Below are 15,492 nucleotides of genomic sequence, written 5' to 3'. Positions count from 1 at the left end.
TTAAAAATTGCATGCTACATTAACATCTAGCATGTAATTTAAAACCCTATCGCTGTCTAATCTCCTGCTGAATTACTTTTACCTCCCTGGGCCATGGAGCTGCTTTCTTCTGCGCCTCACTCAAGCCCTGACCTGCCTGACGCGCTTTAGCAGAGGAAGAATAGTGCCCCGTAACAACTACAAACCAATCCTTACCGGCCCGCTTGCTTCTAAATAAAAGTAAATCTTTTTTATTAGGTTGCGCCGATATAAATTCATGCGCAGCTTTTTCGTTGCTTAATCCCACCAGCTGTAACGTGTACTCGGAAGCATCCCAACCCAAAATGACTTTTTCTTGATCGCTAAAAGTTTGGGTTACTTTTGACTCTGCCGATACTGAAGTATCCGTTTTTGTTTTAACCACCTTGGCCGGCTCGCTTGACGCTTCCAGTTTTTTTACAGGCTTCACTGAAGATGCAGTTGCACTAGTTTTCACTTGTCTTGAAGGTTCATTTTGAAGCTCATTTGTTTGAACCAACGGCACTACACTTTGTTTGACAGCAGGGGCAATTTTTTCAGCTTCTTTTACTACAGAAGAATTAGCAACTGTAGTTGTTGTTGATGCAATAGCTGCAACTGACGCCGCCGTATTTGTAACCGCGACCGAACTAGTTTGTGCAATAACAGCTTGGGATGATGCAGAGCTCACAACAGCCTGTGGTGCAACTGGAATTGATGAAGTTACTTTATTTTCCACAGATTTGGATGAGTCGCGCCCCACATACAGAGATCCAAAAAATAAACCTCCCACCAATACAGAAGCCGCAATAATATGAGGGATAGGTAGACCGCGCTTATCGGAACCATAACCACGTGAGCGCTGGGGTTTGGATACCGTCTCTAATAACTTTTCTTGTGCAAATTCGTGCAACTGCAGTAATTGACCTTGTGATTGGCGCCACCAAGAATCAACTTTAGTTTCGATAAAAATTTCGGGCCCGAGATAATCTGCCATTTCCATACGGAAATTAAGATAGTCTACAGCCTCTGCCAACGAAAATTTCTCCAGGAAAAAATCTGTCAGCACAATATCGGGAGCATTAATTGTTTCCAGGCGGTCTAATAAATAGGGCTCAGAAAATAATACCAAATGCAAACGAGACTCAGCGTTTTCCTGCAGGATACCAATTAAATCCAGAATAACTTCATCAGTTAAGTGGTGGGCATTATCAATAATTAAAACAACTAGGCCATCTTGTTCAGATTTTTTCCTGCACAACTCCACAAAATCTTCATGGCTTGCCAATTCAAATTGTTCATATACTTCTGCAAGCACCGAATTAATATCGGATGTAATTTGTCCTTCAACGAAACATATGTCATCAGCATCATCCAGCGCATCGATCAAGGCTTGCGCCATGCGAGTTTTGCCTACGCCATAATCACCAGTAACAACTAACAGATTATGACTAAACTGACATAGGTGAAGTAATTGCTCAAGAATTTGTCGACGTTGCGCGCCTTGGTAAAAAGGAAAATGAGGATCATCTACAAAAGGATCTGTCGATAAACCATAACGTTGGCGATAATCTGCCAAAAGTGACGAGTCCACATCAAAGCGTGCATTTTCATTTGCAGATCGTTCGACACCATCTAAATGATTCTCAGACTCTTCTGAAAAAGAAGGCTCAGTCCTCATACTTATTTCTCTCTCGATGAATTAACGACAGGCTGCAAAGGTTTCCATCAACAGCTTCGTATCTATATCACTGGTAACTATCGCGCGTCCTAGCGACTCTAAAAGCACCAATCGCAAGCGACCATCTAATACTTTTTTATCTACACCCATAAGATCAACAAATTGCTCCGGTGTCATATCAGCCGGTGCCTTAGTAGGCAAATTTGCACGCTCTAGTAGATCGACAATTCGCTTAAGTTCTTCGCTTGAAATATCGCCTCGGCGCATTGATAAGTCAGTAGCCATTACCATACCAGCAGCAACAGCTTCTCCATGTAGCCAGTTGCCATAACCTTGTGCAGTTTCAATAGCGTGACCAAAGGTGTGGCCTAAATTGAGAATTGCGCGAATCCCACCTTCATGTTCATCCTGAGCAACAATATCTGCTTTGTTTTGACAGGAGCGTAGTACTGCATAAGTTAATGCAGCTTCATTACCTTGAATCAATAATTCAATGTTTTGTTCAAGCCATACAAAAAACTCTGCATCTGAAATTAATCCATATTTAATAACTTCAGCAAGCCCAGCCGAAATCTCCCGTGGAGGCAAAGTTTTAAGCAATGAGATATCTGCGATTACTGCTTGAGGCTGATAAAACGCGCCAATCATATTTTTGCCCAAGGCATGATTAACACCGGTCTTTCCGCCAACAGACGAATCCACCATAGACAACAAGGTGGTCGGGATTTGAATAAAATTTACACCACGCTGATAGCAAGCCGCTGCAAACCCCGTCATATCACCAACAACTCCACCGCCAAGAGCAATTAAAGTTGTGGTGCGATTGTGTTTTTCAGACAAGAGCGTGGTAAATATTTCATTCAAGGTTGTGAGATTTTTATGCGCTTCGCCATCTGCCAATATCACGCTGCTGATATGGGAAGCAGATAAATTACTTTTTAAACGTTCCAAATAAATAGGGGCGATAGTCTCATTGGTTACAATGCAAACTTGCTTACCATGAATATGGGGATTATAAAGATGTGCCTGTGAGAGTAAATCAGTGCCAATAAATATCGGATAACTGCGCTCACCTAGAGCAACGGAAAGTGTTTCCATGACATAACTCTTTCAAAAAATATTGGGCGCTACTTTACCATATAGCACTCAATATTTTTGACGAAATTATGAACGAATCGTGTTTTTAACTTGCAGCACTTATCAACGCGGAAATTTCCTGGGCTACAACTTTCGGCGATCTCCGATCTGTATTAATGACAAAATCGGCGGCCTCCCGGTATAGCGGATCCCTTAAAGCAACAAGATCGATAATTTTTTGGCGGGGATTCTCAACCTGCAACAATGGGCGCTTTTTATCCCGAGCGGTACGCTCAACCAATTGCTCAATCGAAGCGGTTAAATAGCAAACATACCCGGATGACTTCATTAGATCGCGATTTTGGGAGCGCAAAATAATGCCTCCACCTGTTGCGATTACGAAATCCTTACCTGCTGAAAGCTCTTCCAAAACAGCTGACTCACGATCCCGAAAGCCCTCTTCACCTTCCATATCGAAAATCCAGGGAATATCGGCACCCGTTCTATCTTCAATTACTTTATCGCTATCGCGGAAACCCAGATGAAGTTCGGCCGCGAGAACGCGGCCTATTGTAGACTTGCCAGCCCCCATGGGGCCGACAAGATAAATGTTACGCTTTTGCATTAGTTCGTCATTTTGTCCGCAATAATTTTCGGTGTAATGAATATCAACAATTCGGTTTTGGTTTCACCCCTGACAGTACGTTTAAACAAACGACCCAAATAGGGAATGTCTCCTAATACTGGAACTTTAACATCCGTTTTATTGGCGTCGATTCCGAACACTCCACCCAAAACAACGGTTGAGCCATTAGCTACAAGCACTTTTGTTTCTATCTGGTTTATATCAATTGATATACTACCAGTCGAAGTGACCTCCCCAACTGAATCTTTGGCAATAATCAAATCCATAATTACATTATTGTCAGGAGTAATTTGAGGAGTAACTTCTAACTTTAATATAGCATCTTTAAAACTGGTGCTAGTGGCACCGCTAGCTGAAGCCTCCTGGAAAGGAATCTGTTTACCTGATTTGATAACAGCTTTTTGCTTGTCACTCGTCACAACTCGAGGCTGCGAGACGATTTCGGCATAACCTGCATTTTCCAGGGCGGAAAGTTCCATATCCAAAAATCCGTTATCGGTCAAAACATCTATCGCAAGACTTCCAGCTGGATTTGATACACCCAAATTCACGACATGATCGTTTTCCATATCTGTCGCTTTACCAGGTTTCCCCGTTAGAACCTCATAAGGAGCACCAGGACTACTTTTTAAGCCATCCAACGAACCTGAAGCTTCAATCAATGCATTTTTACTCAATCCGTAGGTAATCCCACCCCACTTCACACCGAGCTCGCGACGGAAATTTGAGTTGGCAATAACTAAACGAGCTTCAATCATAACTTGACGAATCGGAATATCAATTTGGTCAACCAAGCGTTTAAATTGTTCAATACGATCAGCTGTATCAGTAACGATTATCGAATTTGTACGTTCATCAACTATCGCCTGGCCGCGTTCAGATAACACACTTCCAGTTGATTGGCTTCCACCAGAACCTCCACCGCCGCCGCTACCATTTCCGCCATTTTTTCCTCGGAACAATTCAAACATATCTTTAGCATTAGCATAACGCACGCGTAAATACTCAGTTCTTAATGGAGCAAGCTCTTCCAATTGTTTTTTGGTAGACAATTCCTGGCGCTCGCGCTCAGCGATTTCTGCGGCTGGAGCAATCATCATCACATTGCCGTCGATACGCTTGTCCAATCCTTTCGTTTTTAACACCAACGCCAATGCCTGATCCCAAGGCACATTTTCTAAACGCAAAGTAATACGTCCCTGAACTGTATCACTCGCAACCAAGTTAAAATTCGAGAAATCTGCCAAAATTTGTAAAATTGCTCTCACTTCCATATCTTGGAAATTAAGTGAGATTTTCTCACCATTAAATTGGAAGTCTTTTTTCTTCTCCTGTTTTTCCTGCTCAGTTAGAGGCTTCACACTGAGTACATATTCGTTATCAGTTTGATAAGCCATGTAATCGAATTCGCCCTTCGCTGAAACATTGAGCACAGAGTTTGATCCTTCCTGAGCTGCATTCACCAGCGTAACAGGAGTGGCAAAATCAACCACGTCCAAACGACGACGCAATTCAGCAGGAGTTACAACATTCACGAATGAAAGCCTTACCCCTGCGCCTGTAGTAGCAAGATCAGCACTAACGTGTGGATCAGTCAATGTCACAATAATTCTGCCTTCGCCAGATTGGCCACGACGGAAATCTATATTGGAGATTGCAGCTTGACCAGACACTGCAGCAGCGGCCTTTTTAACAGGAAGATCCAAACTTTTCGTTGCCACACTTTTACCGTTCGTAGCCGCAGCTTTATTGGCGCCAACCTCAATAACAAATGAATTACCATCTTTCCGTGTAGTGTACGAAGTCAGTTCGTTGAGGTTTAAAATTAATCGGGTACGCCCGTCTGTTGTTAATAACATAGCGCTTTGACCATTATCAAAGGCTAAGGGAAAACGACGATCCTTTAATTCGCTAACAGAATCAGGAAAATCCAGCACAATACGAGCTGGTTTTTCGATGGTGTAACCTTTGGGATCCGGCGGGGTCTCACTGAATTGCACTCTAACTTCAAAGCGCTCACCAGGGAGCTCTGCTGTGTTGAATGCGCTTATGGTGTTTCCCCAGCTGAGAGGCGACAACAAGCAAAGTATTAGTAAAATTTTATTGCGCATATTTAACCCCAATAAGAACAGAATACGCATTGCTGATTATTCCTTCGCCACTAACTTGATAACTCTGGGGCGTTCGACCCAGCCACTTGAACCATCAGCAACAATTTCCATTACCTCTACTTGCATTTTATCGGTAGAAATAATTTTGCCGAAATTTTTACCCATATAATTGCCTACTGTTACTGGAGTAACCTTGCCCTGCCCATCATCGATCAATGCCCAAAGTTTTCCAGCTTTTGTCAGTGTGCCAACCATATTTAAATTAACAATATTAAAATTTTCTAAATACTCTTTCTCACGAGTTAAATCAGGCTCAACTGTGCGCCCACCTTTTGCTTCCCGCTCCACAGGAGCCGGACGCTCAAAGGGACTACGTAACGTCATCGCGCTATAGGTAAAAGGCTGATATGCCTGAAAAGGTGGCAAGGGATCAATCTGACCTTGAGGACGACGCTTGGCTTCTGCCATAAAATCTTTTAAATCTTGCTGGTCAGACGATGAGCTACATGCAGTTAAAATAAGTGCGAGTACAAACACTTCAGCTAACAACAGGATAGTTTTCATTTTCACTTCTCCTGTGTTTTATATTTGTAGGTTTTTGCAGATATTTGCATACTCAATAAACCCGGATCTTTTTTCTTGGTTATTGTGTAATCATGCAACGTCACGATGCGCGGCATTGCAGCAATGCCGCTAACAAACCCACCCATATCGTGATAACCACCATCAACGTTTATTCTAAATGGCACCTCAATATAAAACTCAGCTGCCTTTTCAGTTTCCATTGTTGTAGCGTTAATTGTTAAACCGCTCTCTCTACCTCTCGCACCTATATCATCAAGCAGACCAGGAACTTGTGCATCACTTGGTAGACGACTCAAAAGCGACTTAAATGTTTTATCCATCTCATCCATTTGCGCTCTGTAAGCATCCAAGTTGGCCGCCTCAAAACTTTTGGTTTCATAGGTTTTGCGTAAAGATTGCTCTTTTGCGCTTTCAGCTTCCAGCTCACCGTTAAGCTCGCCGATTTTTAAATAATAAGTTAATGAAAAAATAATAATAGCGATGACAACTAAAACAAAAGCTTTTGCCGGTAAAGGCCAAACGCCTATTTTCTCAAAATCAATATTATTGGGGTCGAAATTTTTAATCTGCTCAAGGGTATCATTCAACGCCATGTTTATTTACTCCCCGCTTTTTTAGCTTGTGACGGCTGCGTTTTTTCATTTTTAGCGTCTGGAGATTCTGCTTCACTTGGCACCGAAGTGCTCACGGTTATTTTGAAAGATTGCGCTTGCTCTCCCTCAGAGGGGGCTGCAATCACTGAAGTTAAATTTGCCCCGGCAAACCAATCCGAAGTATCGAGATTTCTCATGAAGGTAGCTACACGATTATATGACTCAGCAACTCCCTCAATACTGACCGTAGCCCCTTGCTTAGACATAGTTGTGATAAACACACCGTCGGGAATTGAGCGCGCAAAATCGTCAAAATATCTTACGATTAAAGGGCGAGTGCCTTGTAAATCCTGAATAATTTTTATTCGGGCCAATAAATCGTCACGCACTTTTTTTAGGTTGGCAATTTCTTTAACTTGCTTCTCTAAAGCGGCAATTTCAGTATCGAGCAAATGATTGCGAGCTTGCTGGTTTTCAATAGATGACTCAACACTTGAAATCCACAAATAAGCGATTAAGCCAGACATCAAAACGACGCCACCAATAACAGCCAAAAATTGTTCTTTTTTCTCTTTGCGATAGGCTTCACGCCAAGGCAATAAGTTAATCTTTGCCATTAATCAAAACTCCTCATCGCAAGGCCAGTCACAATCATGAGCGATGGCGCGTCATTTGCCAAAGACACTGCATTGACTCGCGAAGACACCGACATGCGCGCAAATGGATTCGCAACAACGGTCTGGGTGCCCAGCTTCTCTTCAATCAAATTAACTAAACCCTCTAGCGAGGCAACACCACCAGCAAGAATGATGTAATCAACATCGTTGTATTGGCTGGCAGAGAAGAAAAATTGCAAAGAGCGGGTAACTTGCTGAACCACAGCTTCTTTGAAGGGCGCCAACACTTCTGATTCATAATCGTCTGGTAAACCACCTTGCTTTTTAGCGAGACCGGCTTCCTCACGGGACAAACCATAACGACGCTGAATTTCTTCAGTCAGCTGCTTACCACCGAAAAGTTGCTCACGCGTATAAACAGTTTTGCCATCCACAAGTACGCTCAAGGTCGTCATGGTGGCGCCAATATCGATTACCGCAACAACTTGGCCTTCTTGATCTTCAAGTTGCTCAGAAATCAACTCGAAGGCACGCTCCATGCTATAAGCTTCAATATCAACTTTTTCTGGAACTAGTTCGGATAATTGTAAAACGTTGACTCGCATTTCTACGTTTTCACGGCGGCAGGCGGCAAGCAGAACTTCTACCTGGTCAGGATTGCGCGGGGATACGCCCTGCAATTCAAAGTCGATAGCAACCTCTTCCAATGGAAAGGGAATGTATTGATCGGCTTCAAGGGAAATCTGGGTTTCCATGGCATCGTCACTTAAGCCTGCTGGCAGATCGATCATCTTGGTGATCACTGCCGAGCCAGCCACTGCCACCGCAGCATGCTTCAACTTGGTTTTGGACTGCTTAACCATGGCTTTAATGACCTCGGCGACAGCCTCCTGGTCATTGATATTTTTTTCCACCACCGCATTGGGAGGTAGGGGCTTTACTGAATAAGTCTCCACACGATAACGGTCACCGTGGCGGCTTAATTCCAATAACTTTACCGAGGTTGAACTGATATCCAGCCCAATAACCGGTTTCGCTTTTTTTTCGAGGAAACTTAAAATGCCCATTTTTCTATCTATATCCGTAACTTAGACGTTGTTTATGTTATAGCACTTTAACTTAAGCCTGCAACAAACAGATGAATATGTAAACAGGCAAAAAGCTCGTATAATGCCGGCCTCTTGGCCCAAATTCGCTAACCCATTAATTCCCTTGGAAAAAATGCTAAATAAAAAATCCGTCTTCAGTATTATTTTTTGGTTGTTACTAGCAGGCGTAAGCGTTACCGCGGTTACATTTGCAGGGCTTTACTTATATTTGAGCCCAAAACTGCCGCCAGTTGATAGCCTTCGACAAGTTAAATTACAGACCCCACTTAGAGTTTATTCAAGTGATGGGAAACTTATTGGTGAGTTTGGTGAACAGCGTCGCACACCGTTGAAATACAACCAGATTCCGCCGTTATATTTAAAGGCTTTATTGGCGGCAGAAGACGCAGAATTCTTTGAGCATCATGGCGTTTCTCTCCGCGGCATGTTGCGCGCAGCTTCACAAATATTAAAATCCGGCGAGATTCAGTCTGGCGGCAGTACAATTACGCAACAGTTAGCGCGAGATTTCTTCCTCACGCGCAAACAAGTTTTTTCGCGCAAATTCAACGAAATCCTATTGTCGATACAAATTGAGCAAGAGTTCACAAAAGAAGAAATTCTCGAACTCTTCAACAACAAAATGTTTTTTGGCAACCGCGCCTACGGTCTACAAGCCGCAGCCCAGATTTATTATGGTAAAGATGTACAAGAATTAACCATAGCACAGAACGCCATGATCGTTGGCGTGCTCAAAGCGCCATCCGCCTACAACCCCGTTGCCAACCCTAAACGTTCAATGGCTCGCCGCAATTGGATCATTGGACGTATGCACGAGCTGCAATTTATCGATAAAGCTGCTTATGACGCCGCCATCCGCGAGCCAAACACGGCCTCAATCCATGGCAGCGGTCAGGAAACCCAGGCACCTTACATTTCCGAGATGGCACGTAAAGAAGCTATAGATCGTTTTGGGGAAGCGGCTTATACCGATGGCTACAAGGTTTACACCACTGTCGATAGTGCTATGCAAGCAACGGCTCAAGTCGCGGTGGTCAACGGCTTGATGAATTATGACGACCGCCATGGATACCGTGGCCCTGAACGCCGTTTAGCCGCGTCCACAAATCCTGAAATGGAAGATTGGCAAGACCAACTACAAGCCATACCTGTTTTGGGCGGCCTGGAAGCCATGGCAATAGTAACGGTTGCTGACAAAAGCATTAGCCTTCTGCGCGCCAATGGCGACAGACTGGAGCTGGATTGGCAGCACGGTCTATCTGATAAGCGCCCTTACCTGACCGAAGACAGCCGTGGAGCTGCGCCCAAATCTGCCAAGGATTTTTTACATCCTGGCGATGTAGTGCGTGTGGGTAGAGATAAAGACGGCCAGCCGCGCCTGACTCAAGTGCCAGAGGCCCAAAGTGCGCTGGTTTCACTCGATCCTAATAGTGGCGCCATTCGCGCACTGGTAGGTGGCTTTGACTTCAACCAAAGCCACTTCAACCGTGTTTTACAAGGTACTCGTCAACCTGGCTCCAGTTTTAAGCCATTGCTTTATACCTGCGCGCTTGAACACGGCTTTACGCCAGCCACCATGATCAACGACGCTCCTATAGTTATCCGTAACGAATACACCGGTGAAGTTTGGCGACCAGAGAACGATGAAGGCGAGTTTGACGGCCCCATCAGCTTGCGCAGGGCTCTTTATAGATCCAAAAACCTGGTGTCCATTCGCATCCTCAAGAGTCTTGGGGTAGATACATTAATTGACAGCCTGGAGCGCTTTGGCTTTAACAAAAAAGAATTCCCGCGCGAACTCGCACTTGCGCTGGGCGCCCACGGTTTGACGCCTATGCAAATGGCAACGGCCTACGCCAGCTTTGCCAACGGTGGATTTAAAATTGATCCGTACCTGATCAGCAAGATTGAAAACGGCCAAGGCGAAATCGTTTACGAAGCTCATCCCAAGCGCGTCTGTAAAACTTGCCCTGACAAGAAAGCTGAGACGCTTACAGATTCAGCGGAAGCCCCAACAGGAGAAAGCGTGGCTGAAGAAGAGCACGCACCGCGCATTATTGATGCACGCATTGCTTACATTATGGATTCAATCCTGAAAGACGTGGTCGATAAGGGCACGGGTGTAGCAGCCAAAAGCCTTGGGCGTACTGATTTGGCAGGTAAGACCGGCACTACCAACGGCCCACGCGACCTGTGGTTCTCGGGTTATAACCCCAATTTGATTACAACTGTTTGGGTGGGAATCGACAAAAATACGCTGTTGGGCAGAAGAGAATTTGGTTCGACCGCAGCCTTGCCAATTTGGATCGATTTTATGCGCACTGCGTTGGAAGGTATCCCCAACCAAGTCGTTCGCCAACCAGACGGCATAGTGACAGTGCGGATTAACCCTGAAACAGGCAAACCTGCCCTACCCGGTGAAAACGCCATTTTTGAAATATTCCCCACCGAAATCTCAGCATCAGGCTCAACACCAGCGGGTATTGCCGACGAAGCACCTGCAGACGAAACCTTGCCTGAGGGTGTGCTTTAAGAATTCTTTACAGCCAGTCTCCGATAAAAGATGGAGACTGGCAAACTTTACTTCCCTAACAAATCCAGATTACCCGCAATACGCGGTTGAACAATTAAGGACTTGTAGGACTTCTTAGCATTCGATTTCGTTTTTTTGCCGGATTCCTCATTGCCACCGCGCTCGGTTACCCAGCCGCGGACTTCAACCTCCTTACCTCTCCACGACGGCCAATCTGCCACCGAAAAATTTTTCAAATCCGTCGGGGTAATTTTGATGACTAGCGGACCATCCAGTTCAAGCCAAATAGATTGCGCTTTTCGCACACTCACCACACGTCCGCGAATACGTTGAAAGCCGGTGTTATCGAGTGTTAAAGATGAAGCGGGTTTGGCCTGCCACTCAGCATGACTCCACACACCCAAACCCTTTTTGCGCGCTATAGCTTCCTGACTAATCAAACACTCATTGAGGCTCAAGTTTGGCGGAATCGCCACATGAAAACCCAAACCATTGCGCAACAGGGTAGCCCCCAGACTATTGCCTTGCGCGTCGTATACGTGTGCGAGAGTGCGCTCGTAGCGATCGACACGCTGCTCGTCGTAAAACAACTTCACTGTTTTATTGGGTTTTAGGAAAGCTTCTGTGGCCTTACGGGATTCCTCCCCCAAGGCTTGGCCGGTTTTTTCTTTGCCATGATCAACTTCGGGCGCATTCACGCCCAATATACGGACATGGCGACCGTCTTTAAGCTTAATGGTATCGCCATCGTAAACTCGTTCAACCACTGCGGTTTCGCCCGTGCCGGCGGGCATACAATCTGCTCCAGCCAAGGCGCTGGATACGAAACAATAAAACCCAAAAAGCAAAACGCCGAGGGTTTGCACACTCGGCGTTTTTGTTTTTGGGCCTGGGAGATTTGCCAGACTCATCACCATTCGCTTACTTCTTAGCGCCGATACGGCTGCCGAAGCGCTTGGTGAACTTGTCGATACGACCACCGGTATCAACGATTTTTTGCTTGCCAGTGTAGAAAGGGTGGCATTCGCTGCACACGTCTACAAGGAACTCGCTCTTACCCAAGGTAGAAGCAGTTACGAATTTGTTACCGCAGCTGCAGCTAACATTTACAGCAACGTAATTTGGATGAATTTCTGGTTTCATGATGTTTTTGCCTAAGTAATCTGTGCCGCCACCCGGACGCTTGCCGAGCACCGCACATCGGTTAAAGGATTGGCTCTTTTAAAGAGGCCGCGATGCTACCAGAATTCAGCACCAAAGCAAGTAAAAATCCATTGTCACCGACTGGTTTTGCACAAATATTCACCAGCGCCAAAAGCGCGCGCTAATCGGCCCGCCTTAACAGCAACAAACTTAAATACAAAAGCAGATTCACTCCAACGGCAGATAGGCTATCCTGCGCAACCTGTCTGGATTCTAATCGCACGCTGCTATGCCTTCACTCACCTTGCTAGAAATTGCCCTGCCGACGCCTTTGCGACGCCGCTTTGACTATTTGCCTCCAGAGGATATGAGCGAGAGCGAATTGCAAAGATTGAGCGCAGGGGTTTTGGTGCGCGTGCCTTTTGGGCATCAGGAGATGACCGGCGTACTTATCCAAACCAAAACCCATACAGACCAGAATATCGAAAAGCTGCGCCCGGCATTGGCGATTATCGACCAAACTCCCGCACTGGATTCCGCCCTGCTTGAGCTTATTCTCTGGGCCGCTGATTACTACCAATGCCCCGAAGGTGAAGCATTGAGTACCGCCCTGCCCGTACTTTTGCGTCAGGGCGAAGCTGCTGAAGAGCGCCGTGAAACCTGCTGGCAACTCACTACTGAAGGCAAAGGCCTGCCCGCAGGCGCACTTAAGCGATCCCCCAAACAAGCCTTATTATTAGAAGCTTTACAGGCGCACAACAAACTCAGCCGAAGCGATATTGCCGCGCTGGAAATCCCTGCAACCATCATTAAAACCTTAACGGACAAAGGTATTATCGAAAAAACCTTTGCGGATGAAACAACGCCTAAAACGCCTGCAAGTATTTTTCGCCAGGCGCCTTTAACCCTGAGTGACGAGCAGCAAATTGCGTTCGACCAAATCAGCTTTGGCCAATTCCAGGTCAGCCTGTTGGACGGTGCAACAGGCAGCGGTAAAACCGAAGTTTATCTTCAGGCCATTGCAAAGGTTTTGGAACACGGCCAACAAGCCCTGGTTTTGGTGCCGGAGATTGGTTTAACCCCCCAGACCATTGCCCGCTTCCAAAAACGCTTTGCCGTGGAAGTTGCGGCTTTGCATTCGGGTTTAAATGATCGCGAGCGGTTGGATGCATGGCTGCACGCGCGCTCCGGCAAAGCGCGGATTCTTATAGGCACGCGCTCGGCAATTTTCACCCCCATGCCCGCGCTGGGCATCATTATTATTGATGAAGAACACGACGGTTCTTTTAAGCAGCAAGATGGGTTTCGTTATTCCGCCCGCGATTTAGCAGTGGTGCGCGCTAATCGTCTGCAGATTCCTTTAATACTCGGCTCGGCAACGGCTTCGCTGGAAACACTCAATAACGCCCAGCAAGGTCGCTATCAACACCTGCACTTGCACGCCCGTGCCGGCAATGCGAAACCGGCGGAAATTCAATTGTTGGATATTCGCGGCCAAACCCTTACCGAAGGCTTTGCGCTGGATACTAAAATTGCGATTGGCAATGAAATAGCCGCTGGCAATCAGGTTCTGGTTTTTCTTAATCGTCGCGGTTATGCGCCCACACTGGAATGCCACGATTGTGGATGGCTTGCCAATTGCCCCCATTGCGATGTACGCATGACCGTGCACCAGACCCCGCGCCATTTGCATTGCCACCACTGCGGGCACCAACGCCCCGTTCCGCATAAATGCCCAAGCTGTAAAAGCAGCCGTTTGCAGCCCTTGGGGCAGGGAACAGAGCGCAGCGAAATTGCCTTGCGTGATTGGTTTCCGAATACACCGATCATTCGCGTAGACCGCGATTCCACGCGCAATAAAAACGCTATGGACAAAATTCTCAATGAAGTGCACCAGGGCGAGCCGTGCATTTTGATCGGCACCCAAATGCTCGCTAAAGGCCACCACTTTGCCGACGTAACCTTGGTGGTGATTATCGATGCCGATGCAGGTTTATTCAGCACCGATTTTCGCGGCCCGGAACGTATGGGGCAACTCCTGTTACAAGTTGCCGGACGCGCTGGTCGCGCCGAAAAATCCGGGCGAGTGATTTTGCAAAGTCACCATACTGATCACCCCTTGGTACAGACTTTATTTTTCAAAGGTTACCAAGCCTTCGCCGATTTAATTTTGCAGGAGCGGCAGATAACCCAGTTACCGCCGTTTCGTTATCTCGCGCTCTTGCGCGCGGAAACCAAGCGCCCCGAAATTGCATTGGAATTTTTGAAACTCGCTCGCCATGAAGCCGAATCCATTTTTCCTTCAAGCCCGCAATTGAACTACCTTGGTCCATTACCAGCAATGATAGAAAGGCGCGGCGACCGCTTCCGCTTTCAACTTCAATTCAACAGCGCGCAACGTAAACCTTTGCATCTTTTGTTAACGCAGCTGGTAGAAAAGCTGGACGCAAATGCCTTAAGCAAACGCGTACGTTGGGCTGTTGATGTTGATCCGTCGGAGATGGGATAGTTTTCTTACTCACTGCTTAAACCCAATCACTTTCGTCATAGGGATTACCCATTAAAGCGCGTATGATCGAGCACTTCCCACACATAACAAGGAGCACGCTATGAAAGTTGGTATTTTAGGTTCAGGTGATGTTGCTAAAAGCCTGGCAAAAGGTTTTATCAAGCATGGCCATCAAGTGGCTTTTGGTACACGCGATACCGGTAAGCTGAGCGAATTTATTGCAGCGCATCCAACTGCAAAAGCGTTAAGTGCAAACGATGCGGCAGATTTTGGTGATCTATTGGTTCTGTCCGTAAAGGGCGATGTGGCAGAGACTGTGCTTGCCGGTGTTCAACATCAGCTTTCTGGAAAAGTCGTCATAGATACAACCAATCCGATTTCAGATGCTCCGCCGGTTAAGGGCGTATTGCAATTTTTTACCGGCCCTAATGATTCTCTTGGCGAGCGCTTACAAGCCAGGTTTCCGCAAGCACGTATTGTTAAAGCCTTTAACAGTGTGGGCAGCGGTTTGATGGTGGACCCGCAATTTGCAGACGGCAAACCCACTATGTTTGTTGCGGGTAATGACACAGCTGCAAAAGCCGATGTAGGTGAAATCCTCAACCAGTTCGGCTGGGAAGTTGCAGACATGGGCGCGATTGAAGCCTCACGTGCACTGGAACCCCTTTGCCAACTTTGGTGTATTCCGGGCTTTATCAATAACCAATGGTCGCATGCGTTTAGGTTGCTCAAGTAACCAGATTCTCGGGCAGGCCAGCCCTGCCCTCTTCGCAAAAAGAACACCCTGGTAGCGTCCAGAGCAATCAATACGCGGTTTTGCAAAAGTTTACCCTTCCAAATTTTTTGCCCTTTCGCAGCAGCGTTAATGGCAAAAGCCCTACAAACACAGGG

Annotated in this window: 13 protein-coding genes; 3 read left to right on the top strand and 10 right to left on the bottom strand. The window is 46.3% G+C overall.

Going from position 1 to position 15,492, the window contains the following annotated elements:
- Nucleotides 1–46 precede the first annotated feature (46 nt).
- The 8 genes from IE104_RS12390 to IE104_RS12355 all read right to left on the bottom strand — a co-directional run bounded on the left by IE104_RS12390 (nucleotide 47) and on the right by IE104_RS12355 (nucleotide 8,374).
- On the bottom strand, nucleotides 47–1,678 hold the full coding sequence (locus tag IE104_RS12390; RefSeq protein WP_189419004.1) for an SPOR domain-containing protein: 1,632 nt from the start codon (nucleotides 1,676–1,678) through the stop codon (nucleotides 47–49).
- A gap of 21 nt (nucleotides 1,679–1,699) precedes the next feature.
- On the bottom strand, nucleotides 1,700–2,776 hold the full coding sequence (aroB, locus tag IE104_RS12385; protein ID WP_189419002.1) for a 3-dehydroquinate synthase: 1,077 nt from the start codon (nucleotides 2,774–2,776) through the stop codon (nucleotides 1,700–1,702).
- A gap of 85 nt (nucleotides 2,777–2,861) precedes the next feature.
- Complete coding sequence (gene aroK, locus IE104_RS12380; RefSeq protein WP_189419000.1) at nucleotides 2,862–3,380, bottom strand: shikimate kinase AroK; 519 nt, start codon at nucleotides 3,378–3,380, stop codon at nucleotides 2,862–2,864.
- On the bottom strand, nucleotides 3,380–5,542 hold the full coding sequence (locus tag IE104_RS12375) for a type IV pilus secretin PilQ (RefSeq protein ID WP_229837893.1): 2,163 nt from the start codon (nucleotides 5,540–5,542) through the stop codon (nucleotides 3,380–3,382). The genes aroK and IE104_RS12375 overlap by 1 nt, the downstream gene beginning before the upstream one ends.
- A gap of 6 nt (nucleotides 5,543–5,548) precedes the next feature.
- Nucleotides 5,549–6,076 (bottom strand): pilus assembly protein PilP, encoded by a 528-nt coding sequence (locus IE104_RS12370; RefSeq protein WP_189418998.1) that lies wholly within the window; start codon nucleotides 6,074–6,076, stop codon nucleotides 5,549–5,551.
- Nucleotides 6,077–6,078: 2 nt separating this feature from the next.
- A complete protein-coding gene (locus tag IE104_RS12365; RefSeq protein ID WP_189418997.1) occupies nucleotides 6,079–6,690 on the bottom strand; it encodes a type IV pilus inner membrane component PilO in 612 nt (203 codons plus the stop codon).
- Between the two features lie 2 nt (nucleotides 6,691–6,692).
- Complete coding sequence (locus IE104_RS12360) at nucleotides 6,693–7,307, bottom strand: PilN domain-containing protein (RefSeq protein WP_189418995.1); 615 nt, start codon at nucleotides 7,305–7,307, stop codon at nucleotides 6,693–6,695.
- Complete coding sequence (locus IE104_RS12355) at nucleotides 7,307–8,374, bottom strand: pilus assembly protein PilM (RefSeq protein ID WP_189418993.1); 1,068 nt, start codon at nucleotides 8,372–8,374, stop codon at nucleotides 7,307–7,309. The genes IE104_RS12360 and IE104_RS12355 overlap by 1 nt, the downstream gene beginning before the upstream one ends.
- Nucleotides 8,375–8,528: 154 nt before the next feature.
- On the opposite strand from IE104_RS12355, the gene IE104_RS12350 reads away from it, so the two are divergent.
- The gene (locus IE104_RS12350; RefSeq protein ID WP_229837890.1) at nucleotides 8,529–10,949 is read left to right on the top strand and encodes a penicillin-binding protein 1A; all 2,421 of its coding nucleotides are present in this window, start codon (nucleotides 8,529–8,531) and stop codon (nucleotides 10,947–10,949) included.
- A 47-nt stretch (nucleotides 10,950–10,996) separates the two neighbouring features.
- On the opposite strand, the gene IE104_RS12345 is transcribed toward IE104_RS12350, so the two are convergent.
- Nucleotides 10,997–11,743 (bottom strand): thermonuclease family protein, encoded by a 747-nt coding sequence (locus IE104_RS12345; RefSeq protein ID WP_189418990.1) that lies wholly within the window; start codon nucleotides 11,741–11,743, stop codon nucleotides 10,997–10,999.
- A 127-nt stretch (nucleotides 11,744–11,870) separates the two neighbouring features.
- Complete coding sequence (gene rpmE / locus IE104_RS12340) at nucleotides 11,871–12,092, bottom strand: 50S ribosomal protein L31 (protein WP_189418988.1); 222 nt, start codon at nucleotides 12,090–12,092, stop codon at nucleotides 11,871–11,873.
- 289 nt (nucleotides 12,093–12,381) lie between these two features.
- Here rpmE and IE104_RS12335 point away from each other — a divergent pair, with 289 nt between their 5' ends.
- Nucleotides 12,382–14,601 carry a primosomal protein N' gene (locus tag IE104_RS12335; RefSeq protein WP_189418986.1) on the top strand — a complete coding sequence of 740 codons (2,220 nt, stop codon included), beginning with the start codon at nucleotides 12,382–12,384 and terminating at the stop codon, nucleotides 14,599–14,601.
- 100 nt (nucleotides 14,602–14,701) lie between these two features.
- Entirely contained in the window at nucleotides 14,702–15,337 is a 636-nt protein-coding gene (locus IE104_RS12330; RefSeq protein ID WP_189418984.1) for an NADPH-dependent F420 reductase, read from the top strand.
- Nucleotides 15,338–15,492: the final 155 nt, after the last annotated feature.

Source organism: Cellvibrio zantedeschiae (genome assembly GCF_014652535.1).
In the GTDB taxonomy this organism is placed as follows: Bacteria; Pseudomonadota; Gammaproteobacteria; order Pseudomonadales; family Cellvibrionaceae; genus Cellvibrio; species Cellvibrio zantedeschiae.
Note: the sequence above shows the minus strand (reverse complement) of the source record. Positions and strands in the feature narration are given on the sequence as shown.

Coding starts and splice junctions, on each gene's coding strand:
- IE104_RS12390 (WP_189419004.1), bottom strand. CDS start 1,678: ATGAGGACTGAGCCTTCTTTTTCAGAAGAGTCTGAGAATCATTTAGAT.
- aroB (WP_189419002.1), bottom strand. CDS start 2,776: ATGGAAACACTTTCCGTTGCTCTAGGTGAGCGCAGTTATCCGATATTT.
- aroK (WP_189419000.1), bottom strand. CDS start 3,380: ATGCAAAAGCGTAACATTTATCTTGTCGGCCCCATGGGGGCTGGCAAG.
- IE104_RS12375 (WP_229837893.1), bottom strand. CDS start 5,542: ATGCGTATTCTGTTCTTATTGGGGTTAAATATGCGCAATAAAATTTTA.
- IE104_RS12370 (WP_189418998.1), bottom strand. CDS start 6,076: ATGAAAACTATCCTGTTGTTAGCTGAAGTGTTTGTACTCGCACTTATT.
- IE104_RS12365 (WP_189418997.1), bottom strand. CDS start 6,690: ATGGCGTTGAATGATACCCTTGAGCAGATTAAAAATTTCGACCCCAAT.
- IE104_RS12360 (WP_189418995.1), bottom strand. CDS start 7,307: ATGGCAAAGATTAACTTATTGCCTTGGCGTGAAGCCTATCGCAAAGAG.
- IE104_RS12355 (WP_189418993.1), bottom strand. CDS start 8,374: ATGGGCATTTTAAGTTTCCTCGAAAAAAAAGCGAAACCGGTTATTGGG.
- IE104_RS12350 (WP_229837890.1), top strand. CDS start 8,529: ATGCTAAATAAAAAATCCGTCTTCAGTATTATTTTTTGGTTGTTACTA.
- IE104_RS12345 (WP_189418990.1), bottom strand. CDS start 11,743: ATGCCCGCCGGCACGGGCGAAACCGCAGTGGTTGAACGAGTTTACGAT.
- rpmE (WP_189418988.1), bottom strand. CDS start 12,092: ATGAAACCAGAAATTCATCCAAATTACGTTGCTGTAAATGTTAGCTGC.
- IE104_RS12335 (WP_189418986.1), top strand. CDS start 12,382: ATGCCTTCACTCACCTTGCTAGAAATTGCCCTGCCGACGCCTTTGCGA.
- IE104_RS12330 (WP_189418984.1), top strand. CDS start 14,702: ATGAAAGTTGGTATTTTAGGTTCAGGTGATGTTGCTAAAAGCCTGGCA.